20 protein-coding genes and 1 tRNA gene are annotated in these 23,080 nt (G+C 38.8%); 13 read left to right on the plus strand and 8 right to left on the minus strand.

Annotated features, from left to right (window positions below; all coding sequences use genetic code 11):
• Positions 1-323: 323 nt before the first annotated feature.
• A complete protein-coding gene (locus QV04_RS10050; protein WP_065231691.1) occupies positions 324-2,261 on the plus strand; it encodes a DNA topoisomerase III in 1,938 nt (645 codons plus the stop codon).
• Here the strand turns inward: QV04_RS10050 and QV04_RS10055 are convergent.
• Positions 2,247-3,011 (minus strand): DeoR/GlpR family DNA-binding transcription regulator, encoded by a 765-nt coding sequence (locus QV04_RS10055; RefSeq protein ID WP_065231690.1) that lies wholly within the window; start codon positions 3,009-3,011, stop codon positions 2,247-2,249. The two genes, QV04_RS10050 and QV04_RS10055, sit on opposite strands and share 15 nt — an antisense overlap.
• Positions 3,012-3,252: 241 nt before the next feature.
• Between QV04_RS10055 and ltnD the strand changes: the two genes are divergently transcribed.
• From ltnD to QV04_RS10090, 7 genes are all read left to right on the plus strand, one after another.
• Positions 3,253-4,152, plus strand: a complete 900-nt coding sequence (ltnD, locus tag QV04_RS10060; RefSeq protein ID WP_065233428.1) for an L-threonate dehydrogenase — start codon at positions 3,253-3,255, stop codon at positions 4,150-4,152.
• A gap of 1 nt (position 4,153) precedes the next feature.
• Positions 4,154-5,392 (plus strand): 3-oxo-tetronate kinase, encoded by a 1,239-nt coding sequence (gene otnK, locus QV04_RS10065; RefSeq protein ID WP_039090582.1) that lies wholly within the window; start codon positions 4,154-4,156, stop codon positions 5,390-5,392.
• Entirely contained in the window at positions 5,389-6,021 is a 633-nt protein-coding gene (locus QV04_RS10070) for an aldolase (protein WP_039137271.1), read from the plus strand. The genes otnK and QV04_RS10070 overlap by 4 nt, the downstream gene beginning before the upstream one ends.
• Before the next feature lie 2 nt (positions 6,022-6,023).
• The gene (locus QV04_RS10075) at positions 6,024-6,806 is read left to right on the plus strand and encodes an HPr family phosphocarrier protein (RefSeq protein ID WP_065231688.1); all 783 of its coding nucleotides are present in this window, start codon (positions 6,024-6,026) and stop codon (positions 6,804-6,806) included.
• A gap of 21 nt (positions 6,807-6,827) precedes the next feature.
• Positions 6,828-7,775 (plus strand): D-erythronate dehydrogenase, encoded by a 948-nt coding sequence (gene denD / locus QV04_RS10080; protein ID WP_065231687.1) that lies wholly within the window; start codon positions 6,828-6,830, stop codon positions 7,773-7,775.
• Positions 7,776-7,789: 14 nt separating this feature from the next.
• Positions 7,790-9,262 carry a gluconate:H+ symporter gene (locus tag QV04_RS10085; RefSeq protein WP_039090585.1) on the plus strand — a complete coding sequence of 491 codons (1,473 nt, stop codon included), beginning with the start codon at positions 7,790-7,792 and terminating at the stop codon, positions 9,260-9,262.
• 71 nt (positions 9,263-9,333) lie between these two features.
• A complete protein-coding gene (locus tag QV04_RS10090) occupies positions 9,334-10,692 on the plus strand; it encodes an alpha/beta hydrolase-fold protein (protein ID WP_065231686.1) in 1,359 nt (452 codons plus the stop codon).
• An 82-nt stretch (positions 10,693-10,774) separates the two neighbouring features.
• Here the strand turns inward: QV04_RS10090 and znuA are convergent, their stop codons facing one another.
• Together znuA and QV04_RS10100 are read right to left on the minus strand one after the other, a co-directional pair.
• Complete coding sequence (znuA, locus tag QV04_RS10095; RefSeq protein WP_065233429.1) at positions 10,775-11,806, minus strand: zinc ABC transporter substrate-binding protein ZnuA; 1,032 nt, start codon at positions 11,804-11,806, stop codon at positions 10,775-10,777.
• 77 nt (positions 11,807-11,883) lie between these two features.
• Positions 11,884-13,308: a PLP-dependent aminotransferase family protein gene (locus tag QV04_RS10100; protein WP_065231684.1), complete on the minus strand. Its 1,425-nt coding sequence runs from the start codon at positions 13,306-13,308 to the stop codon at positions 11,884-11,886.
• A gap of 115 nt (positions 13,309-13,423) precedes the next feature.
• On the opposite strand from QV04_RS10100, the gene pdxS reads away from it, so the two are divergent.
• Both pdxS and pdxT read left to right on the plus strand, forming a co-directional pair.
• Positions 13,424-14,311, plus strand: a complete 888-nt coding sequence (gene pdxS / locus QV04_RS10105) for a pyridoxal 5'-phosphate synthase lyase subunit PdxS (protein ID WP_065231683.1) — start codon at positions 13,424-13,426, stop codon at positions 14,309-14,311.
• Position 14,312: 1 nt separating this feature from the next.
• Positions 14,313-14,903, plus strand: a complete 591-nt coding sequence (gene pdxT / locus QV04_RS10110) for a pyridoxal 5'-phosphate synthase glutaminase subunit PdxT (RefSeq protein ID WP_065231682.1) — start codon at positions 14,313-14,315, stop codon at positions 14,901-14,903.
• A 77-nt stretch (positions 14,904-14,980) separates the two neighbouring features.
• On the opposite strand, the gene QV04_RS10115 is transcribed toward pdxT, so the two are convergent.
• Together QV04_RS10115 and QV04_RS10120 are read right to left on the minus strand one after the other, a co-directional pair.
• On the minus strand, positions 14,981-17,281 hold the full coding sequence (locus QV04_RS10115) for a heavy metal translocating P-type ATPase (protein WP_065231681.1): 2,301 nt from the start codon (positions 17,279-17,281) through the stop codon (positions 14,981-14,983).
• Entirely contained in the window at positions 17,248-17,631 is a 384-nt protein-coding gene (locus tag QV04_RS10120; protein WP_065231680.1) for a copper ion binding protein, read from the minus strand. The genes QV04_RS10115 and QV04_RS10120 overlap by 34 nt, the downstream gene beginning before the upstream one ends.
• Before the next feature lie 116 nt (positions 17,632-17,747).
• Here QV04_RS10120 and cueR point away from each other — a divergent pair, with 116 nt between their 5' ends.
• Positions 17,748-18,155 carry a Cu(I)-responsive transcriptional regulator gene (gene cueR / locus QV04_RS10125; RefSeq protein ID WP_039154971.1) on the plus strand — a complete coding sequence of 136 codons (408 nt, stop codon included), beginning with the start codon at positions 17,748-17,750 and terminating at the stop codon, positions 18,153-18,155.
• Here cueR and QV04_RS10130 read toward each other — a convergent pair whose 3' ends face one another.
• Both QV04_RS10130 and QV04_RS10135 read right to left on the minus strand, forming a co-directional pair.
• On the minus strand, positions 18,156-19,556 hold the full coding sequence (locus tag QV04_RS10130; protein WP_065231679.1) for a multicopper oxidase domain-containing protein: 1,401 nt from the start codon (positions 19,554-19,556) through the stop codon (positions 18,156-18,158). It lies immediately after the preceding gene.
• 21 nt (positions 19,557-19,577) lie between these two features.
• Positions 19,578-20,309, minus strand: a complete 732-nt coding sequence (locus tag QV04_RS10135; RefSeq protein ID WP_065231678.1) for a 1-acylglycerol-3-phosphate O-acyltransferase — start codon at positions 20,307-20,309, stop codon at positions 19,578-19,580.
• 124 nt (positions 20,310-20,433) lie between these two features.
• Between QV04_RS10135 and lpxH the strand changes: the two genes are divergently transcribed.
• Positions 20,434-21,186, plus strand: a complete 753-nt coding sequence (lpxH, locus tag QV04_RS10140; RefSeq protein WP_065231677.1) for a UDP-2,3-diacylglucosamine diphosphatase — start codon at positions 20,434-20,436, stop codon at positions 21,184-21,186.
• A gap of 102 nt (positions 21,187-21,288) precedes the next feature.
• On the opposite strand, the gene QV04_RS10145 is transcribed toward lpxH, so the two are convergent.
• A tRNA-Asn gene (locus tag QV04_RS10145) sits at positions 21,289-21,364 on the minus strand.
• A 295-nt stretch (positions 21,365-21,659) separates the two neighbouring features.
• On the opposite strand from QV04_RS10145, the gene treB reads away from it, so the two are divergent.
• Positions 21,660-23,072, plus strand: coding sequence for a PTS trehalose transporter subunit IIBC (gene treB / locus QV04_RS10150; RefSeq protein ID WP_065231676.1), 1,413 nt, complete (start codon positions 21,660-21,662; stop codon positions 23,070-23,072).
• The last annotated feature ends 8 nt before the right edge of the window (positions 23,073-23,080 follow it).

Genomic DNA, 23,080 nt, shown 5'->3' on the forward strand with positions numbered 1-23,080 from the left:
GCTTGCTTGCTTGGATAATATTAAATATCATTAAAGCTCTCCGTAAAAATAGACGAATTTATTGTAAAATTATTTACAGTAAACGTCTTGCTTTTGTTTTATAAAATATAATATTTGGTTACCATAAAATACTAATAATAACCCTAGATGAATTTAATCATTCTATACCAAATTCAACTTTATTTAAGTTAATTTTGTTATTTTTATAAAATAAATGGTTCGTTTGTTTGATTTTTATCATAAGTTTTCATCCATTTTTTATGGCTACAAAAAAGTCTTTTACTTTACTACAATAGTTATCATTTTTTGTTTTTATTATTGTTATGCGCCTTTTTATTGCAGAAAAACCAAGTTTAGCTCGTGCCATCGCTGATGTATTGCCTAAACCCCACCACCGTAATGATGGTTTTATTCGTTGTGGTGAGAATGATTATGTTACTTGGTGTGTCGGACATTTATTGGAGCTGGCAGAGCCGGATGCTTATAATCCGACATTTAAACAATGGCGTTTAGATCATTTGCCAATCATTCCACAGCAGTGGCAGTTTTTAGCTAAAAAATCAACAGCTAAACAACTTGCCGTTATTAAACAACTGTTAAAACAAGCAGATATTATTGTGCATACAGGCGATCCAGATCGGGAGGGGCAGTTATTAGTTGATGAGCTATTTGCTTATTTTAAGTTACCAAAAGAAAAGATTGCTACAATTCAGCGGTGTTTAATCAATGATTTAAATCCGGCGGCAGTGAGCAAAGCGGTAAATAAGTTACAATCAAATCAAGATTTTAAATTCTTAACTATTTCCGCATTGGCACGCACACGCGCAGATTGGCTTTATGGTATCAATATGACGCGTGCTTATACTTTGAGGGGGCAACAGGTTGGTTATCAAGGGGTATTGTCAGTTGGTCGTGTGCAAACGCCAGTATTAGGTTTAATTGTACGCCGTGATTTGGAAATTGAACATTTTGTACCAAAAGATTTTTTTGAAGTTCAAGCAATCATTCATCATTCTGTTGAAACGGTTGCTGATAATCCTCAGTTGAAGGGTTACCCATTTAAAGCACTCTGGAAACCGAGTGAGGCTTGTGAACCTTATCAAGATGAAGAAGGGCGAATTTTATCGAAAGCATTGGCGGAACACGTGGTCAAAAAAGTGAGTGGAAAACCTGCATTAGTAACAGATTTTCAAAACAAAACTGAAAAAGAAACTGCACCTTTGCCTTATTCTCTGTCTGCGCTGCAGATTGATGCTGCTCGAATGTATGGAATGTCCGCTCAACAGGTGTTGGATATTTGTCAACGTTTATATGAAACACATAAAGCTATTACTTATCCTCGTTCGGATTGTCGTTATTTGCCGGAAGAGCATTTTGTGGATCGTGAGAAAATTTTTGTGGCGATTTCTAATAATTGTCAGCAATATCAATCCTTTGTAGAGGGGTTTGATCCTACACAAAAAAATCGCTGTTGGAATGATAAACAAGTTGAAGCTCACCACGCTATTATACCGACAGCTAAACAGGGTTTGCGTTTAAACAGTGAAGAGCAGAAGATTTATCAGTTGGTTGCTCGTCAATATTTAATGCAATTTTATCCGGATGCGGAATACCATAAAACAAAGATTCAGTTATCAATAGATAACGGTACTTTTATTGCACAAACACGAGGATTGGCAAATGCTGGTTGGAAAAAACTACAAGGTAAGGAAGATGCTGATCCGCAGTCAAATATAAGTGCATTACCAGTGGTAAAAAAAGGTGATGAATTATACTGTTCCAGTGCGGAAGTGCTGAATAAAAAAACGCAACCTCCTATGTATTTTACTGATGCTACTTTGTTGTCAGCAATGACAGGAATTTCTCGATTTGTACAGGATAAAGCCTTGAAAAAAGTGTTAAGAGAAACGGATGGTTTAGGCACGGAAGCTACGCGCGCTGGTATTATTGAATTATTGTTCAAGCGTGGTTTTTTAACTAAAAAAGGGCGACAAATTCATAGCACTGAAGCTGGGCGAATTTTAATCGGGGCATTGCCTGATATTGCGACACAACCTGATATGACAGCACATTGGGAGCAGCAACTGGAGCAAATTTACCGAAAAAAATTGAGTTATCAAGCTTTTATGCAACAACTGACTACACAGTTACCGCAATTGATCCAACAGATTGATCTACAAAAATTAATGTCGTTAAGAAATGTACCGCAACAGAGACAAACTAAAAAACGTTTTACCCACCGTAATTCAACTGCCGGCTAAAACGAATTCAATATCCATTGCTTTGATTGCTTTTTGGATATTTTCCGGCAACTGATCATCAGTGATCAAACTATCAAAGGCGGTTAATTCACAGATCCAAAAGGTTGCCAATTTACCGTATTTTGAGGAATCGGTAACTAACGTTTTGTGGCGACTTGATGCCAAAATTGCACGTTTAACTGCCAGTTTACTTTCATCCGGTGTGGTAAGACCTTTTAAACTCCACGAAGAAGTCGATACAAAAGCAAGATCAATCGAAATGTTTCGCAGAAATTGTGCCGCCAGTTCACCGACCGCAGAGCGATTCTGTTTATTGATTTTGCCGCCGGTATGAATTAATTCAGCTTGACTGTGATTGATTAAAAAATCTGCTACTGCGAAATCATTGGTAATAATTAACAGATCTTGCCGATCAGCAATATGGCGGGCAATTTCTAACGTGGTTGTACCGGCATCAAGATAGATAGTGGCATTTTCCGGAATGCGTTTGGCAGCACACAAGCCGATTTGCTCTTTTTGTGCCTGAAACAGCAGCGATTTAGCGGTGTGAGTCGGCTCAAATGCCAGTTTTTCTTGGATCTGCACACCGCCGGAAACAGAAACCACCTCACCTTTTTCTTCCAATTTTTGAATATCACGACGAATCGTCATATGGGAAACACCAAGCATTTCCATCAAGGTATTAATACTGACAATATTCTGTTCACTGACGATATTTAGGATGCGTTTTTGTCGTTCTGCGGGAATCATTTTGTTGTCCTAATTGCTTTTTTTCAAATTATAACGTTGAACATTTGTTTTATCCAATAAGATTTATTTTTAATAAAAACATAGAGATGCGCTTTATTCAACAGTTATGGAAATCCTTTTTAACAAAATAAAACATAATTATGTGAATATTTGTTAAATAATGTGATCTAGATCGCATTATTTAAGTTTGAAATCGCTTAATATACTGGCATCAAAAAATAAACAACTAAGGAGATTAAAAATGACATATTCAGTAGCCGTTGTTGGCTTGGGTGCAATGGGAATGGGTGCTGCTTTATCTTGTGTTAAAGCTGGCTTAGATACTTATGGCGTTGATTTAGATGATAAATTACTTGAAAAACTTAAAAATGCCGGTGCAAAAGGCGTGGCGAAGAATGCCGGCGAGTTTGCCGATAAATTGAATGCGGTTGTGTTATTGGTGGTGAATGCCAAACAGGTTAATCAAGTGTTGTTCGGTGATAACGGCTTAGCGGCACAATTAAAACCGGGCACAGCGGTGATGGTTTCATCTACAATTTCTGCACAAGATTTAAAAGAAATTTCACAAAAATTAACAAATTTGGGTTTGTTAATGTTGGATGCACCGGTTTCTGGCGGTGCAGCAAAAGCTGCGATTGGGGAAATGACAGTGATGGCAGCTGGCTCTAAAGAATCCTTTGCGGCGTTACAACCAGTGTTGGATGCTACCGCAAGCAAAGTTTACAACATTGGTGAAGAAATTGGGTTAGGGGCAACCGTGAAAATTATTCATCAATTATTAGCCGGAGTGCATATTGCAGCAGGAGCTGAAGCGATGGCATTAGCGGCAAAAGCGGGTATTCCTCTTGATTTAATGTATGACGTGGTAACTCACGCTGCCGGTAATTCGTGGATGTTTGAAAATCGAATGAAACACGTTGTGGAAGGTGATTACAGCCCATTATCAATGGTTGATATTTTTGTGAAAGATTTAGGTTTGGTTAATGATACTGCAAAATCTTTGAAATTCCCGCTCCATTTGGCAAGCACTGCTTACAGTATGTTTACTGAAGCTAGCAACGCTGGTTATGGTAAACAGGATGATAGTGCGGTGATTAAAATTTTCAGTGGTGTTGAATTACCAAAAAAACAGGAGAAGTAAGATGTTGGGTGTAATTGCAGATGATTTTACAGGTGCAAGTGATATTGCCAGTTTTTTAGTGGAAAATGGTTTACGAACTGTACAAATGAACGGTGTGCCTCAAACCGCATTGGAGCAAGAAGTGGATGCAATTGTGATTAGCTTGAAATCACGTTCCAATCCTGCACAGGAAGCGGTGCAACAATCTTTAGAAGCGTTGCATTGGTTACAAAATAATGGTGCAACACAATTCTATTTTAAATATTGTTCAACCTTTGACAGCACAGCAGAAGGGAATATTGGCCCGGTAACTGATGCATTATTAAATGAATTAGATGAGAAATTTACCATTATTACACCAGCATTACCGGTAAATGGACGCACAATTTTTAACGGTTATCTCTTTGTTGGTCAGATGTTATTGAATGAATCAGGTATGCAGAATCACCCGATTACCCCGATGACAGATGCGAATTTAATGCGTTTAATGGATCGTCAAGCACAAGGCAAAACAGGATTAGTACCTTATGCTGAAGTCATTAAAGGTGCAGATAACGTTAAACGGTGTTTTCATAATTTACAGCAACAAGGTTTTCGTTATGCCGTGATTGATGCAGTTGATAATTCGCAATTAGCCGTGTTAGCGGAAGCGGTTGCTGATATGAAATTGGTTACTGGCGGTTCCGGTTTAGCGGCTTATATGGCGCAGCATCAGGCACAAGGTAAACGGCACCAAGCCTTTGTTCCACCAAAAGGTAAAACAGTCATTTTATCTGGTTCTTGTTCAGTGATGACCAATAAACAGGTGGCATATTATCAGACTAAAGCAGCAACACAGTGGCTCGATGTGGAACAGGTGTTGAGCAATGATAATTATGTTGAACAGCTTTTTGATTGGGTTGTTGAACATTTGGATGATGCTCAGGCTCCTTTGGTTTATGCCACTGTTGCTCCGGAAAAATTAAAGCAGATTCAACAACAATTTGGAGCGGAAACTGCCAGTCAGGCGATTGAACAGGCATTTGCCCAATTAGCGGAAAGATTACGTAATTATGGTGTGACCAACTTTATTACTGCTGGCGGTGAGACCTCAAGTATTGTAGTACAAAAATTAGGCTTTAAAGGTTTCAATATTGGTAAACAGATTGCTCCGGGCGTACCTTGGTTGGGCGTGTTGGATGCGCCGGTTTATCTTGCATTGAAATCAGGTAATTTCGGTCAAGAATCTTTCTTTAGCTATGCACAGGAGATGATGAAATGACGGAGCAAGAAATTAAAACACAATTAGTGCAACTTTCGCGCTCGTTGTTTGAACGTGGCTTTAGCGTTGGTGGTGCAGGAAATATTTCGGTGAGATTAGATGATAATCGTTTTTTAGTTACACCAACAGGATCTTCTTTAGGGCGTTTGAATGAAGAGGAAATCTCTGTAATTGATGCTGAAGGTAAATTGTTGAGCGGTAAAAAACCATCAAAAGAGTATTTTTTTCATTTAGCGCTTTATCGTGAAAAACCGGAATGTAATGCGATAGTTCATCTTCATTCCACTTATTTGACAGCATTATCCTGCAAAGCGGATTTGGATTATGACAATGCTATCAAAGCCTTTACACCTTATTACGTGATGCGTGTCGGTCGTTTGCCGGTGATTCCTTATTATCGACCAGGAGCTGCGGAAATAGGGCGAGATTTGGCAGCGAAAGCCAAGGAGAGTAAAGCATTTTTATTAGCAAATCACGGTGTAGTGGTTTGTGGCAGTGATTTACGAGATGCCGTGGATAATAGCGAAGAGTTGGAAGAAACAGCGAAGTTAATGTTTATTTTACAAGGACAGAATATTCGTTATCTCTCAGATGATGAAGTGAATGATTTAAAAAATAGGGGGAAATAGTTATGCCTAAGTTTGCAGCAAATTTATCAATGATGTTTACAGAAGTGCCGTTTCTTGATCGTTTTGAAGCGGCAGCCAAAGCGGGATTTGAATATGTTGAATATCTTTTCCCTTATGAATATCCGGCAGAGGAATTAAAAGCAAAATTGGATCAATACGGTTTAAAACAGGTGTTATTCAATACTGCACCGGGTAATGTTGCTGCTGGAGAATGGGGAGTTTCTGCTATTCCGGGGCGTGAAGTCGATAGCCATAAAGACATTGATTTAGCTCTTGAATATGCGATTGTTTTAGGTTGTCCAAATGTTCACGTAATGGCTGGCGTAGTGCCTGAACCGTCTCAATACGCAAAATACAAGCAAACTTTTATTGATAATGTTCGTTATGCCGCTGATAAATTTAAAGCTCACGGAATTAATGTGTTGTTGGAAGCATTAAGCCCACAAGTTAAACCGAATTATTTGATATCAAGTCAATATCAAACTTTGGAATTAGTGGATTTAATTAATCGCGATAATGTTTTCGTTCAACTTGATTATTTCCACGCACAAAATGTAGATGGCAATTTGGCACGTTTAACCGATAAATTGCAGGGCAAATTTGCTCATGTGCAAATTGCCTCCGTTCCGGATCGTCACGAACCTGATGAAGGTGAAATCAATTACTCCTATATCTTTAAAAAACTTGATGATATCGGTTATCAAGGTTGGGTTGGTTGTGAATATAACCCACGCGGTAAAACAGAAGATGGGTTAGGTTGGTTTGATAAGTATAAAAATGAATAACAAATAAAGAGGAGAAAAAAGATGAAAGTTATTATTACCGGTGGACAAGGATTTTTAGGTCAAAGATTGGCAAGAACATTGTTACAGCAACAAGATGTCAAAATTGATGAGTTGATCCTTGTTGATATTAATGAGCCTGTTATTCCAAATCAAGATTCGAGAGTTCGCAGCATTAAGATGGATTTGCGTCAGGAAGCGGCAGTAAAAGAGATTGTGACAGCGGATGTTGATGCAATTTTTCATTTGGCGGCGATTGTAAGTAGCCACGCTGAGGAAGATCCTGATTTGGGCTATCAAATAAACTTTCTAGCTACTCGTAATTTATTAGAAAGTTGTCGAGCGGTAAATCCAAATATTCGTTTTATTTTTTCTAGTTCATTAGCTGTTTTTGGTGGAGATTTACCAGCAGTTATTCAAGATCAAACAGCAGTAACACCGCAATCCACTTATGGATCACAAAAAGCAATGTGTGAGTTGTTGATTAATGACTATACCCGCAAAGGCTTTGTTGATGGATTAGTTTTACGTTTACCAACTATTTGTATCCGTCCGGGAAAACCTAATAAAGCAGCATCTTCATTTGTAAGCAGCATTATTCGTGAACCATTAACTGGTGAAATGGCTAATTGTCCGGTTGATAAATCTCTTGCATTATGGCTTTCCAGTCCAGATACCGTAGTTGCGAATTTTATTAGGGCATTAACTTTACCATCGTTAGATAAACGTGATTGGCACGTTGTAAATTTGCCAGGATTTACCATCACTGTTGAGACAATGTTGCACGAATTAGCGTTAATTAAAGGGGAGGATATTCTTAATAAAGTTACTTATCAATTTGACCAGAAAATTAATGACATTGTGGCAAGTTGGCCGGCGAAAATTGATATTTCGCGTGCGTTATCACTCGGCTTTGTTGTTGATAATCACTTTGCAGATGTTATTCATCAATTTATTAATAAAGATCTATAACAGGAGAAATCATTATGTTTGGTTTGCCGATCCCAATAATTGGGTTAATTATTGCCGTGGCGGTACTGTTGTTTTTAGTGTTGCGCACCCGTGTTCACGCATTCATAGCAATGTTGATTGCTTCAGCGATAGCAGGTTTAGTAGGAGGATTAAATGCGTCCGATACTTTATCTGTTATTTCTAAAGGCTTTGGTAGTACTTTAGGGAGTATCGGTCTTGTTATCGGATTAGGGGTAATGATGGGAAGTATTCTGGAAGTATCCGGTGCAGCGGAGAAAATGGCATACAGTTTCATCAAATTCTTAGGAGAGAAAAAAGAGGAGTGGGCGTTAGCTATTACCGGCTACATCGTTAGTATTCCAATTTTTGTTGATTCCGCTTTTGTGATTTTGTATCCAGTTGCAAAAGCATTAGCGAAAAATGGTAAGCGATCTCTGCTTACTTTGGGAGTAGCATTGGCAGGTGGTTTGGTAGTTACTCACCATACTGTACCTCCGACACCTGGCCCATTAGGTGTTGCCGGATTATTTAGTGTTGATGTCGGTGCGATGCTGTTATTGGGAATGTTGTTTGCCATTCCGGCGGTGATCGGGATAGTTCTTTATGCTAAATGGTTAGATAAAAAATACCCCGATTTCAACCAACAAGCATTCACTGATGAAGAGTTAAAACAAAAATATGATAACTATATTGCAGAGAAAGAGAAAAAAGACCTACCAAGCCTCACTCTTTCAATGCTACCGATAGTTTTACCGATTGTATTAATCTTCATTAAAGCGATTGTTGACCTATTAATAAAACAGGGCGTTGCTCCTGAAATGGCAAACGGTTATTTTTACCAAATAATTACCTTTGTGGGAAGTCCTATCACCGCTTTAGCGTTAAGTGTTCTAGTTTCTGTTTATACTTTATTACCGAATGTGGATAAAAATACAACAGCGTTACACTTAGAAGAAGGGGTAAAAACTGCCGGAATTATTTTGTTAGTTACTGGTGCCGGCGGTGCATTGGGTGCGGTATTGCGTGATAGCGGAGCAGGAAAACAACTTGCGGAACAAGTTGCTAATTTACCTATTTCACCAATTTTAATTCCGTTTATTGTTTCAACCTTAGTTCGCTTTATTCAAGGTTCCGGTACTGTAGCAATGGTGACCGCGGCATCTATTTCTGCACCGATCTTAATGTCAATTCCTAATGTGAATATGTTGTTGGCAGCACAGGCGGCGACAATGGGATCACTCTTCTTTGGATATTTCAATGATAGTCTATTCTGGGTAGTAAACAGAATGATGGGAATTAGTGATGTCAAGAAACAGATGATTGTCTGGTCAATTCCGACAACTATCGCTTGGGCAATAGGTGGTTGCTGTGTGATCATCGCCAACTTAATTTTTGGTGTTGACGGATCAGTATTTGACTTATTGTTCCCATTGGGTGTGCTAGCTGCAATTTTGCTCTATGTTAAAGTGCAAACTAAAAAATTGTAACTGAAAATTTGTAATTTAATAAGTACTCTACATGGCTTATTGTAGAGTACTTATGTTTAAAAGGAGCTTATATGAAAGCTAGTTATCAAATTTTATTCTTTCTATTTCTACCTTTATTAGCATATTCAGAGTTAGCGCCAGATAAAATATATCAATCTACTCATCCAAATAATGCAAAATTAATTACAGAAGTAACTGAAACAGGGCAAAAAATTACAGGAATTACTTTACAATATGAAGATGAGTTGTTGTTAGGGAAAAATTTATCTAATTTATATCAGGTAGAGGTAAAATTGGATAATAAATCATTGGGTTACCGTAATATTTTAGATGCTTATACTCAGAAAGATTTTAGATTAAAAAACAAACCTGAAATTGGGAATACAGTTTTTTTAGTATTAGATCCTAGAGATACAATATCTGGAACTTATGAATTAGAAACTGTAAATAAAGAACCAATGACTTTTTTAGCGAAAGATAAAGCTGGTTCTATTATTACAAAACAAATTGTACAAAGTAATAAGATACCTCATTTTTATGGAGATAGATTGCGATATACTATTGAACAGAAAGGTTTAATTAAACTTAGTAATGGAAAAACAATATCACCTAATATAACAGAAGTTACAGCAGAGTCTAAGAATGTTGAAAATATAATTTTAGATAAATTTCAACCTAAAAAAGTTTATATAGATAATCCCAATAACTATTTAAATTATAGGTTATATTCTCCCAATATAATGAAAGGTAAAAAATATCCTTTAGTAATTTTCTTACATGGTTCAGGACAAATAGGTAATGATAATATTGCTCATTTGTTATCTAGTAGAGGGGCTATAAGTATCCTAGACTACTCTTCTAGCTTTGTTTTAGCTCCTCAATATCAATCTGTTTTTGATCCCTTTGATGATAAAAATAAAGGTCAAAAAGGTGGAATACATTGGCAAACTCATAATCGACGTAATTTAATTTTAAAAATGATTGATGAAACTATACAACAAAATCCTGATATTGATAAAAATCGTATTTATCTTATAGGATTATCAAGAGGTGCAGAAGGAGCTATGTATTTATTATTAGATAGACCTAATTTTTTTGCAGCAGCTTTATTAATGAGTGGTAGGGAAGCTGGTACGGTAGAATATATTGATGGTAAAGCAACAGCTTCATTACTTTCTCCAATAAAAGATATTCCCATTTGGTTTTTTCATAGTAAGGAAGATAAAGTATCTCCAGTCGAGGGAAGTAGGAAAAATTTTATGATCTTAAAATATAAGCTGCATAATAAAAATGTACGTTATACAGAGTTTACATTTTTAAATTCAGGGGATAATGGATTTATCAATAATAATGCTCATAATACATGGGATGCTGTATTTAATAGTCCCGTTGTTTATGATTGGTTATTGCAGCAAAAAAGATCTGAATAATTTATTAGTTATATTATCACAATATTGGGGTTAATATTAAAAATAGGGGGTTATCCTTTTTAAGGATAACCCCTATTTTATCTTAATTTTTTAAACAATCAGAAAAATCCTCAGCGATCTGCTGTAAAAATGCACTGTAAGATCCTTTTCCTAAAGCAATTTTTTCACCCATCGGATCTAATTGTCCGATTTTGACATTTGTACTTTGTTGCAAGGTTTGAAGCACTTTCGGGGTAAATTGTGGTTCTGCAAAAAGACACTTAACTTTATGTTCATTAATTTCTTCTTTAATTTTTGCTAATTTTTTAGCTCCCGGAGCAATCAAAGGGTTAATAGTGAAATAACCAGTTTGTTGCAATCCGTAAGCATTTTCAAAATAACGATAAGCATCGTGGAAAACATAAAAACCTTGGTCTTTAAATTCGGCAAGTTGTTGAGTAATTTGCTGATTTGTTGTGGTTAACTGTTGTTTGAATGTTTCGAGGTTAGCGGCAATTTTAGCTTGGTGTTGCGGATAAAGTTGAGTGAGCTGTTGAGCTAATTGTTCTGCAACTTGTTCGCTGATTTTCGGTGAAAACCAGACGTGCCAATCTTGCTCTAATTCGTTGGTTGAGTGATGATGGTCGTGGTCGTGGTCGTGGTCGTGGTCGTGGTCGTGGTCGTGGTCGTGGTCGTGGTCATGGTCATGGTCGTGGTCATGGTCATGGTCATGGTCGTGGTCGTGGTCATGGTCGTGGTCATGGTCGTGGTCGTGAGCTGAAGTTTCGCCTAATAACGATTCAATACCGGCTAATTTACTGATAGTTAATACGCTGGTTGCATCACGTTGTGCAATAGATTTTTCTAAAAAAGCATCAATATCTTTGCCGATCCAAAGTACAAATTCAGCATCACGAACTCGTTTTGCATCAGAAGGTTTCATATTGTAATCGTGTGGCGAAGCACCGGCAGGAATAAGTATTTGCGTTTTTGTTACGCCATCAGCAATTGATGAGGCAATGAAACCAAGTGGCCGCACCGAAGTTAAAATATCGGCATTAGCAAATGTGGTAGCGGATATAGCTGAAAGAGCTATGGTGAATTTACTTAATTTATTTATTAATAACTTACACATACTATTTCCTCTTGATGATTAAATGGGGAAAATACACTATGCTTTTTTATCCGATAAAGCAAGTTGTTTTAGTTATTTTAAGTGGAAATATTGTCAGGAGAATAATGCCAAGTTTGCATTAATAATGGGATAGCTTGTGTTAATTCTGTGCTGCTTAGATTGCCAAAACCGAGCGAAAACAGGCGTTTTTGTTGTTGGTTAAAAATCGGGTAAAGTTTGATTTGTGCCTGTTCCGCTAAGGTTGTCAGTTCATCTAGTGTTCTGTGGTCATTGAAAAGCTCAATTAATAAGTAAAAACCGGATTGGGTGCCGTAATAATGGATGTTTCGCCGATAGGGTTGTAGTAATTGGCATAATAATTCCATACGTTTACGGTAATGTGTGCGCATACGTTGGATATGGCGTTCAAAATCACCGCTTTGCATTAAATTTGCCACCAGATGTTGATTAATACGAGGAACGGTGCAATTAAATTGTCCGCATACTTGTTGATAATGTTTGAGTAAATGTGGTGGCAATACCATAAAACTTAGGCGTAATGAGGGCATTAACAGTTTGGAAAATGAGCCGAGATAGATCACTTTTTCGGCGTGATCCAGACTTTGTAATGCTGGAATCGGTCGCCCTTGATAGCGAAATTCACTGTCATAATCATCTTCTATGATGTAGCGATTTTTTTGCTGCGCAGCCCATTCAAGCAGCCGGTGGCGTTCATTAATGGACAGCACATTGGCATAAGGATATTGATGCGAAGGGGTTGCATACAGAATATTGATATTGTGTTTTTCAAGCAATTCGAGATTAATTTTTTGTGAATCATTAATAATTGGTAATTTAATGATCTCTTTATGAATAATGGTTAAGAGCTTTTCTACTGCGGCATAACCGTACTGTTCCATTGCGTATTTAAATGGTTGTTTCTCTTGTAAATGATCAAATAGCCAACATAATTGAGTCATTGCTGTTTCCGCACCTGCAATGATAATAATCTGTTCAATTTGACAACGTACTCCCCTAGCGGAATAAAGATAATGTTTTAGCTGTTCACGTAAATAGCTATCTCCCTGTTTTTCTCCAAGGCAGAGAAGCTGTTGTAACTGATGGTTACTTAATCGGCGTAGCTGTTTTTTCCAGAGATTAAGTGGAAAGGTTTGAGTGTCGATAGCGTTAGGATTGAAATCAAAGCGATAAATTTTGTCTGTTTTTTGTATTCTGTCTGCTTTAAGCGGTAGATCGTTATGAAATAGTTGTCGATGATCAAAACAGACTTTAAACCTCGCACGTGGTTGCGCTTCAATATAGCCTTCAGCCTGTAATTGTGCATAAGCTGCTTCAATCGTGCTAAGGCTAACCAATAAGGATTTTGCTAAGTGGCGTTTTGACGGTAGCTTTTCGCCCAATGCCAAGATGCCGGCACTAATATCTTTTTTAAGTTGTTGATAAAGTTGTAAATAGAGCGGCGTATCACTGTTTTTATTAAGTTTTAAATGGATTTCGTTCATTTAATTTTTAAATCTGATCTGGTTAAATTTATTAAAACTGATACTTTTAATCATATCTGAATAGCGAAAAATAACAACCGCATAACAATTCAATTATCGAAGCAAGGAGAAAAAAATGAATAAGATTGTTGGAAGTGATGTGGTAAAACGCGGTATGGCGCAGATGCAAAAAGGCGGTGTGATTATGGATGTCGTCAATGCAGAGCAAGCAAGAATCGCAGAAGCAGCGGGTGCGGTTGCGGTAATGGCGTTGGAGCGTGTGCCGTCAGATATTCGTGCTGCCGGCGGTGTTGCACGAATGGCTAATCCTAGAATTGTCAAAGAGGTGATGAATGCGGTTTCCATTCCGGTAATGGCAAAAGTCAGAATCGGTCATATCACTGAAGCAAGAGTACTGGAAGCAATGGGCGTTGATTATATTGATGAAAGTGAAGTGTTAACGCCGGCGGATGAGGAGTTTCATTTGTTAAAAAGTGAGTATACTGTGCCGTTTGTTTGCGGTTGTCGTGACCTTGGCGAAGCATTGCGCCGTATCGGCGAGGGTGCGGCAATGTTGCGTACCAAAGGTGAACCGGGAACCGGCAATATCGTGGAAGCGGTGCGTCATATGCGCAAAGTGAATGCTCAAGTGCGTAAAGTGGTGGCAATGAGTGAAGATGAGTTGATGACAGAAGCTAAAAATTTGGGCGCGCCTTATCAGTTGTTATTACAAATTAAACAACAAGGGCGTTTGCCGGTAGTGAATTTTGCGGCGGGTGGTGTGGCAACGCCGGCAGATGCGGCTTTAATGATGGAGCTAGGTGCAGACGGCGTGTTTGTTGGTTCAGGTATTTTTAAATCGGAAAATCCGGAAAAATTTGCTAAAGCGATTGTGCAAGCGACAACTTACTATCAGGATTATGATTTGATTGCGCGTTTATCAGAAGATTTAGGCGAAGCAATGAAGGGCATTGATATTGCTAAATTAAGTTTAGAAGAACGGATGCAGGAACGAGGATGGTAATATGAGTGGCAATCAAGGTTATCGGATCGGTGTATTAGCCTTGCAAGGCGCGGTAAGTGAGCATATTGCGCAGTTGCAAAAGTTGGGCGTTGATGCGATAGCGATTAAACAGCCGGTAGAATTGGACGGTTTAGACGGATTAGTGTTACCCGGTGGTGAAAGCACGGTAATCGGCAAATTGATGCGTGATTATGGCTTTATCAAGGCGATCCGGAAATTTGTGAAACAGGGCAAAGCGGTTTTTGCTACTTGTGCCGGAATGATTTTATTGGCGAAAGAGATTGTCGGCGGTGAAAAGCCTTATTTATCGTTGTTGGATATTTCGGTGCGTCGTAATGCATTTGGCAGACAAGTGGACAGTTTTCAAACCTATTTAGATGTTAACGGTTTATCATCACCTTTTCCGGCAATTTTTATCCGCGCGCCTTATGTGGAAACATTGTTATCGCCAGAGGTGGAAGTCTTGGCTGAAATTGGTAAACGTCCCGTTTTAGTAAAGCAGGGCAATTTATTGGCTTGCTCTTTTCATCCGGAATTAAGCGTAGATGAACGTGTTATGCAGCTGTTTTTACAGCTGGTAGCACAGAAATAAAATGTTTAAAAAAGTAGGTTCGCCGATTGGGGCGAACCTACTGTTCCTCGATATTTCTATTGTTCCTTGATTTTCTACTATTTCCAATAACGAAGTCGATTGGCATTAATTACAACCGTAATTGAACTGCACGCCATCGCCAACGCTGCCCACATTGGGTTTAACAAACCGAATGCAGCAACCGGAATCAAAATAACGTTATAAATAAAGGCAAAAAATAGACTTAATTTAATATTGTTAAAGATAGCTTTGGCGATACGAATCGCATTGACTAATGTCATCAAATTAGCATTGAGCAAAGTTAAATCCGCTGTTTCCATTGAAACTTTGGCACCGTTGCCCATTGCAATTGAAACATCCGCCATCACAAATGCCTGCGCATCATTCACGCCATCGCCGACCATTGCGGTAATGCCGTTTTGACGACTTTGGCTGATTTGTTCTGCTTTCTGTTGCGGTGTGGCTTGCGCAATCACCTGTGTAATGCCGAGCTGTTTGGCAAAAGCCTCTGCAGTTTGGCGATTATCGCCTGTCAACATTGTGCAATCAATCTGCTGTTGTTTAAGTTGTTGTAATGCGATTGAGGCATCCTGTTTGATCTGATCGCTGATCGCAAACACATTAATTACCTTTTTACCGTTGGCTAAAAAGACTAAGCTGGCGGCAAGTTGTAATTGTTGCTGAATAAAAGTTTGGCAAGGTTGCAGATCTACCTGTTGTTCCTGCATAAAACTTAAACTGCCCAAAAGCCATTGTCGTTGTTCGATGATCGCTTGCAGTCCTTTTCCAGAAATCGCATTGACTTGCTCGATAGTAGGCAAAACGGCAGATTGCTGTTGTGCAAATTGGATAATTGCTTGAGCCAAAGGATGCACCATATTTTGTTCGATTGCGGCGGCGATAGCGACACTTTCGCTGTTCTGTTGCCAAACAGCGGTTACTTGTGTATTGCCGCTGGTGAGCGTGCCGGTTTTGTCAAAGAAAATATGTTTGACTTGGCTAAGGTGCTGTAATCCGTTTGCCTCTTTTACCAAAATGCCCAATTTAGCGGCTTGTCCTGTTCCGACAATAATCGACATTGGAATCGCCAACCCTAATGCACAAGGGCAAGAGATAACCAAAACGGAAATAGCTGCCAAAGTGGCGGCACTAATATCTGCACCATTGAACAACCACAAACAGAAAGTCAAGGTGGCGATAAGTAAAACGGTTGGCACAAAAATGGCAGCAATTTTATCAACCAGTGTCGCTAACTGCGGTTTAGAGGTTTGCGCCTGATCGATTGTCCGAATCATTTGTGCCAATGTGGTGTTGCGACCGGTTTGCGTTGCCAACATCTGCCCACCGCCATTGCTGACCAAGGTTCCGGCGGTAACGACATCACCGATATTTTTCTTTATCGGTTGAGATTCACCGGTCAGAATTGCTTCATTCACCCAAAGTTCGCCCGAATTGAGCTTGCCATCAACCGGAATTTTATCGCCGGTTTGTAATTGCAATAGCATCTGCGGCTGTACTTGTTTGGTCGGAATCGTTTTGGTCTGTCCGTTTTCAATCACCGTGCTTTGCTGCGGCAAAAGATCCATTAAAGCCGATAAGGCTGTGCTGGCGGATTTTTTACCACGACTTTCTAAAATTTTGCCGATATTGACGAAACCAATCACCATTAAACCGGAATCCAGATAAAGATGATGTTGCGTAAATTGATGCGGAAAGAGAATAATCAGCAGTGAAAGCAATAGGCTTGTTAATGTACCTAATGCCACCAAAGTATCCATTGATGTTGTTTTGTGCAATAAATTTGTCCAAGCACGCACGAAAAAGTGTTTACCCGAATAGTAAATTGCAGCAATAACTAATAAACTTATCAGCAAATAGAAACTTTGATACCAAAGAGGCTGTTGCTGTCCAAACTGTTCATATGATGGTAGTAGTTTTAACCACATAGCGATCATCAAACCGAAACCGACAATCAACGCTACTGTTGTTTGTTTGATTTTGTGCTGAATATCTTGTTGATATTTTTGCTCAATTTTTTGCGCCCGAGTGATTTCATCTTCAAGCAATTCTGCCTGATAACCAGCAGAGGCAACTGCTTGAGAGATTTGAGTTGTATCTCCACCGACTACGGTAGTGGTATTGTCTGCTAAATTCACTCTAACCTGTTCAACTTGAGAGACTTTTCGGATTGCTTTTTCAACTTTGGCAACACAGGCAGCACAGGACATACCACTAATCAGAAATAGCTGTTCATTTTCTTGTGGAGTGCTAGGTGATCGTGCGTCAGCCGTTATTGTTTCAGCTTCAACGTGTTGTGGCTGACAGGATTCAACACGTTGAGAGGCTACTTTGCTGAATAACCGGCTTGTTCTACGCAATTGATTAAGGTTTCCAAAGTAGCATCACCATAAATGTTTGCAGAAGTTTTTTCTACATCGGCAAACACCACATCAGGTAATTTTTCAAGTGCGTTTTTTACGCTATTGACGCAATGTTGGCAATTAAGACCCGATAAAGATAAGGTTTGAGTTGGTTCGGTAGCAACTTCAGCTTGATAACCGGCATCAACCACAGCTTTGATTAATGCTTCGGTATCAGCATTTCCTTCAACATAGGCATAATGTAGGGAAACTTTCACATTTTCCACTCCAGCTACGGAGGAAAGTGCATTAGTTACGTTTTTTACACAATGTTGGCAAGAGAGATCAGAAAGTTTTAATAGTGTCATTTTTATTCTCCATATATTTTGTATTTTTTTGTTGGTATTGAGTTCAGGCTGTGTAGCGAACTCATCAAACGGTGCTACAATAAACCTTCCAGCAAGGTTAAAGTCAAGGAGAAAAGATGTATATTAATGAAGTAGCTAAATTGACTAATCTGAGTGCGAAAGCAATCCGATTTTATGAACAGAAAGGTTTGATTGCGCCGCCAGATCGGAGTGTTAATGGTTATCGCCAATATAATATGCAGCATATTGAAGCATTAAATTTGATTCGTGAAGCGAGGGAAATAGGGTTTTCTTTGCCAGAATGTGAACAATTATTGGCATTGTATCGCAATCCTCACCGACGAAGTGCAGATGTTAAGGCACAAACTTTAGCGAAGATTGACGAAATTGATGCTCAGATTGCTAAACTACAACAAATGCGTACCAAATTGACAACATTAGCTTCTCAATGTCCGGGAGATGATAGTGAGAATTGTCCGATTATCAATTCCTTAAGCGGACAATATTGTTGCCACAAAACTTGATTATTGAACAACCAGTAATCCCATACAGCCTTTATCTGAGAGTAATAGATTGGATGCCCCAAAAATAAATGGGTAGGAGTTGGAAGAAGGATTATCAAATTGTACTAAAATGCGTGTTTCGCCTTCTACCCAAACGGTATCTGTCCAAGCCAACATCTCTTTTTTGTTGCGTTCGCCATTTTGCTGTTCAATCAAAAATTTTGCTCCTTGTAATTGGAAACCAGTAGCCTGATCTGCAGTAAGTATCCAACGTTCAACACTGTTTAATTGTGCAAAAATATCAATACGACGAGGATCAAAGCGTCGTTGGTTGATCATTGCATCCTGAGTGCTTAAGTGAATATGTCGCTCTTTTTGTGGTGAGAGTGGTAGCCCCAGTTTCGCATCAGGTAAAGTCGGCTTTTGTTGTGCGAAAGCGGAAGCTAAACCTTGAGGACGTAATTCGACAACAAGATTATTTTCTAGATGATCAGATATTCCTAGCCAACCTCTCACTTTATCAATAATATTTGCTGAATTTCCGGCAAGTAGGCGTAACGGTTTGTTCTGATTTGTATCGACTAAAATTTCAACCCGTTCACCGGGCACCAATAACAATGCTTTTTGTTCTTGTGGCTGAGAGAGAAATCCCAATCCAGAGGCAATTTTGAAGAAAGGTTGTTGGTTATCAAAATGCAGATAATATGAGCGTGAAACCGAAGCATTTAATAAACGAAGACGAATAAAGCCTCGTGCGACATTGATAAACGGGTTACACTGTCCATTAACAAAAAGTTGTTTACCTAAAAAAGCGTTTTTTTCCAGATTAAAGACTTGCTGACCATTATAATTTAAAGAAATATCCTGTAAAATCAATGGAATATCATTTTCGCCATATTTGTTTGGTAATAAGTTTTTTTTGCTTTCTTCATCTTCAATAATCCACATTCCGACTAAACCTCTATAGGTTTGATAAGCGGAACGACCAATAGTATCACTGTGATACCAGCAGGTTGAAGCAGATTGTTTGATCTGAATTATCGGCGACCAAGAACTGTTAGGGGCTAAATTGCGGTTAATGCTGCCTGAAATCTCGCCGTTAGCTTGTAAACCTTGGATATTGATGGCAATAGATTCTGTTAAATTATTACGGTAAGTAAGACGTAGGAAGTCATTCTGTTTCATTTTAATGGTCGGCCCTAAGTAAAAACCGTTAAAGCCCCAAGCATCTACTTTATTGTTATTAAAGGCTTTTTTGACATTACGAGCATTTAGTAAAATCGGCGAACCACGACCGACAGATGTTAAAGGAGGAATCCAGAGAGGAGGATTGCTATCAGCCCTAACGGTACAAGGCAAAACATTGCCGGCAACAATTGCTAAAGAACCTTGTAAAAAGCGGCGACGTGAATAATTTCCCATAATTTCCTCCCTGTTTTTTAACTAGGATTTCTGTTGTTTCTGCGCAATTTCGGCATCAAGTTCAGCAATACGTTGCGCCATCAGATCGTGGCAATCTTTGGCAAAATCGCGCACGCTTTCTCTATTGTACGCTTTGCTGTCGATTGGCGGTAACATTTCGCAAATTACGGTGCCGTTATGCCAACGATTAAGATCAATTTTATTATGTGTTGATGAACAGACAACAGGCACGACTGGCACACCAGCTTCAACAGCAGCATAAAATGCCCCAGTTTTAAATGGCAATAAACCGCGCCCACGACTGCGAGTGCCTTCAGGAAACATCCAGATTGAAAGATTATCTTTATGAATGCGTTTAGCCAGGGTTGTCATTGTGTTGTGGGCTTTACTGCGATTTTCTCGATCAATAAAAATATTACCGGTAATCCAGTAAAGTATGCCGAAAAATGGGATCCAAATTAGGCTTTTTTTCCCAACACTGACAGTACGAGGCATTACCATATGAGAAATAGTAACCATATCATAATTATTTTGGTGGTTACCAACATAAATACAGCGTTCAAATTTGTCTGCACCTTGAGGATAACGATATTCGACTTTCAGCCCGAAAAGTGGGTGGAGACGAGCAAACCAGTGTGCAAATACCGCCACATTGTTCGGATTTTTAAAATTAATTAATGAATAAAGAGAACCAATGATACAGATTAAAATACAACAAATAGCGACTACAATAATACGAATTACTTTAAGCATAGCTTATCCCTCACATAAATTAGCGCAAGTATAGCGAAATTAGGGGAACAAGTACAAAAGAACAAAGCGTTTATGCGGAAAATGCTTTATAGTATTTCCTTTCTTGATTAATGATAAATAGAAGATGGATAAACCGATTTATTTTATTGCTGATTTACATTTGAGTATGCAGTCTCCGCATTTACTTGCATTGTTTCGTTATTTTATGACGGAAAAGGCGCCACAGGCACAAGCATTGTACATTTTAGGTGATTTGTTTGACTTTTGGGTGGGCGATGATGAGCATTCGGAACAGATCGACGAAATTAAACGATTATTGCGTGAGCTGACATCAAAAGGGATCACCTGTTATTTTTGTCACGGTAATCGTGATTTTTTACTTGGAAAACGGTTTGCCCAAGAAACCGGCGTACAGTTGTTACCGGAATACCAAAAATTGATGTTGTTTGGCGTGGAAACCTTGCTTTGTCACGGCGATACGCTTTGCACTGATGATGTGGCCTATCAAAAATTCCGCAAACGCGTTCATCAGCGTTGGTTACAAAAATTGTTTCTCTGTTTGCCGTTGCAATGGCGGATTAATTTAGCACAACGCATTCGCCGCCAAAGTCAGGATGATAAAAAGGAAAAATCATTGCAGATTATGGATGTCAATGCGCAAACTGTAATGGAAGTATTTAACAAATTTCAGGTGGCGCAAATGATTCACGGACATACACATCGTCAAGCAATTCATTATTTAGAAAATGGCAGGAAACGGATTGTTTTGGGTGATTGGCGTGATGAATTATCAGTTTTTGTGGTTGAAAAAGATAAAGCAGGCTATTTTTTGAATTTAGGATTGCCGGAAGAGTATGGAAGTATAAAAGAAACATAAAAAAGAAAGCCCATAGTTTTACTATGGGCGAAATTCTTTTGGCATAAAGACTAAATTTCATAAAAGGAGACAAATAAAACATAGTACCAAAAGAAAAAAATCTGGCTCCTCCTGCTGGACTTGAACCAGCGACATATGGATTAACAGTCCACCGTTCTACCGACTGAACTAAGGAGGAATAGCCCCATTGGGCAATGCGGGCGAGATTTTATTGATTTTGCTCGTCTTTGTCAACAGTTTGTCATTATCTTATTTTTGCGATAGTGCAAAATCATTTAACCTCTTTTAGCTTAATTAGCAACAAAATCGGTCTCATTGCTGCTATGGCTTTTCTGATTTTTAGCCGTAAGAGAATTAAAGATATGTTTATTTTGTGATCTTGATCATATTTTGGGAACGTTCCCATTGTGTAAAACTTCATCATTGGTTATGCTGTGATCGGTTAATTTAGTTGATTAGATCTTGAGGACACTATGGCAAAAAAAATTGATCCGCAAAATATCACCAAGTTGATTACATTAATAGGTGGTAAAGATAACATTGCATCGGCAACGCATTGTATTACAAGGTTACGTTTCGTATTGAACGACACCGCTAAAGCAGATGTGAAAGCAATAGAAAACTTGCCGATGGTAAAAGGCTGTTTTACTAATGCCGGGCAATTCCAAGTGGTTATCGGGCCGGAAGTCGATTTGTATTATAAAGAGTTGGTGAAACAGACTTCTATCAGTGAAGTCAGTAAAGATGATGTTAAAGCAGCTGCCAGACAAAATATGAAATGGCACGAACGCTTAATTTCTCATTTTGCTGAAATTTTTATTCCGTTATTACCAGCATTGATTAGTGGAGGTTTGATTCTAGGTTTCCGTAATGTTATCGGCGATATTCCGTTATCGGATGGCAAGACGTTGGTACAGACAAGCCCGATGTGGCAAACCATTTATGATTTCTTGTGGTTAATTGGTGAAGCAATTTTCTTCTATTTACCGGTCGGTATCTGTTGGTCTACAGTGAAAAAAATGGGAGGTTCACCGATATTAGGTATTGTATTAGGCGTTACATTAGTTTCTCCGCAATTGATGAATTCCTACGGTTTGGGAACACAAATACCGGACATTTGGGATTTCGGTTTATTTACAATTGATAAAGTCGGTTATCAAGCACAAGTTATTCCTTCCATTATGGCTGGTTTAGCTTTAGGTTGGTTAGAAACACGTTTAAGAAAGATTGTGCCGGATTCATTGAATCTTGTGATTGTGCCTGTTGTTTCATTGATTATCGCTGTCTTTTTAGCACATTCCATTATTGGACCTATCGGACGCGAAATTGGCAACGGCGTGGCTTATGTGGTTCGTGCCGCAATGACTGGCAGTTTTGCACCAATCGGCGCAGCATTATTTGGTTTCCTTTATGCGCCATTGGTTATTACCGGAGTACATCAAACCACATTAGCGATTGATATGCAGATGATTCAAAGTATGGGCGGAACACCGGTGTGGCCACTGATTGCATTATCGAATATTGCTCAAGCTTCAGCCGTGTTGGCGATTGTGTTGGTCAGCAAAAAAGCCAATGAACGCGAAATTTCAGTGCCGGCAGCAATCTCCGCTTATTTAGGAGTAACAGAACCGGCAATGTACGGTATCAATTTAAAATATCGTTTCCCTATGCTATGCGCAATGATTGGCTCTGCGTTTGCGGCATTGCTTTGTGGTTTCAGTGGAGTGTTGGCAAATGGTATCGGAGTAGGCGGTTTGCCGGGAATTTTATCGATCAAACCACAATTCTGGTTGATTTATGCATTAGCAATGCTGATTGCCATTATTGTTCCATTGGTTTTAACCGCTATTGTTTATAAACGTAAAGCCGCAAACGGCACTTTATAAGGAGATAA

This window comes from Gallibacterium genomosp. 1 (genome assembly GCF_001678575.1).
Classification (GTDB): Bacteria; Pseudomonadota; Gammaproteobacteria; order Enterobacterales; family Pasteurellaceae; genus Gallibacterium.

Coding starts and splice junctions, on each gene's coding strand:
- lpxH (WP_065231677.1), top strand. CDS start 20,434: ATGGATAAACCGATTTATTTTATTGCTGATTTACATTTGAGTATGCAG.
- cueR (WP_039154971.1), top strand. CDS start 17,748: ATGTATATTAATGAAGTAGCTAAATTGACTAATCTGAGTGCGAAAGCA.
- QV04_RS10055 (WP_065231690.1), bottom strand. CDS start 3,011: ATGATTCCCGCAGAACGACAAAAACGCATCCTAAATATCGTCAGTGAA.
- QV04_RS10130 (WP_065231679.1), bottom strand. CDS start 19,556: ATGGGAAATTATTCACGTCGCCGCTTTTTACAAGGTTCTTTAGCAATT.
- QV04_RS10085 (WP_039090585.1), top strand. CDS start 7,790: ATGTTTGGTTTGCCGATCCCAATAATTGGGTTAATTATTGCCGTGGCG.
- QV04_RS10135 (WP_065231678.1), bottom strand. CDS start 20,309: ATGCTTAAAGTAATTCGTATTATTGTAGTCGCTATTTGTTGTATTTTA.
- pdxS (WP_065231683.1), top strand. CDS start 13,424: ATGAATAAGATTGTTGGAAGTGATGTGGTAAAACGCGGTATGGCGCAG.
- otnK (WP_039090582.1), top strand. CDS start 4,154: ATGTTGGGTGTAATTGCAGATGATTTTACAGGTGCAAGTGATATTGCC.
- QV04_RS10100 (WP_065231684.1), bottom strand. CDS start 13,308: ATGAACGAAATCCATTTAAAACTTAATAAAAACAGTGATACGCCGCTC.
- QV04_RS10050 (WP_065231691.1), top strand. CDS start 324: ATGCGCCTTTTTATTGCAGAAAAACCAAGTTTAGCTCGTGCCATCGCT.
- znuA (WP_065233429.1), bottom strand. CDS start 11,806: ATGTGTAAGTTATTAATAAATAAATTAAGTAAATTCACCATAGCTCTT.
- QV04_RS10070 (WP_039137271.1), top strand. CDS start 5,389: ATGACGGAGCAAGAAATTAAAACACAATTAGTGCAACTTTCGCGCTCG.
- QV04_RS10075 (WP_065231688.1), top strand. CDS start 6,024: ATGCCTAAGTTTGCAGCAAATTTATCAATGATGTTTACAGAAGTGCCG.
- denD (WP_065231687.1), top strand. CDS start 6,828: ATGAAAGTTATTATTACCGGTGGACAAGGATTTTTAGGTCAAAGATTG.
- QV04_RS10120 (WP_065231680.1), bottom strand. CDS start 17,631: ATGACACTATTAAAACTTTCTGATCTCTCTTGCCAACATTGTGTAAAA.
- treB (WP_065231676.1), top strand. CDS start 21,660: ATGGCAAAAAAAATTGATCCGCAAAATATCACCAAGTTGATTACATTA.
- QV04_RS10090 (WP_065231686.1), top strand. CDS start 9,334: ATGAAAGCTAGTTATCAAATTTTATTCTTTCTATTTCTACCTTTATTA.
- ltnD (WP_065233428.1), top strand. CDS start 3,253: ATGACATATTCAGTAGCCGTTGTTGGCTTGGGTGCAATGGGAATGGGT.
- pdxT (WP_065231682.1), top strand. CDS start 14,313: ATGAGTGGCAATCAAGGTTATCGGATCGGTGTATTAGCCTTGCAAGGC.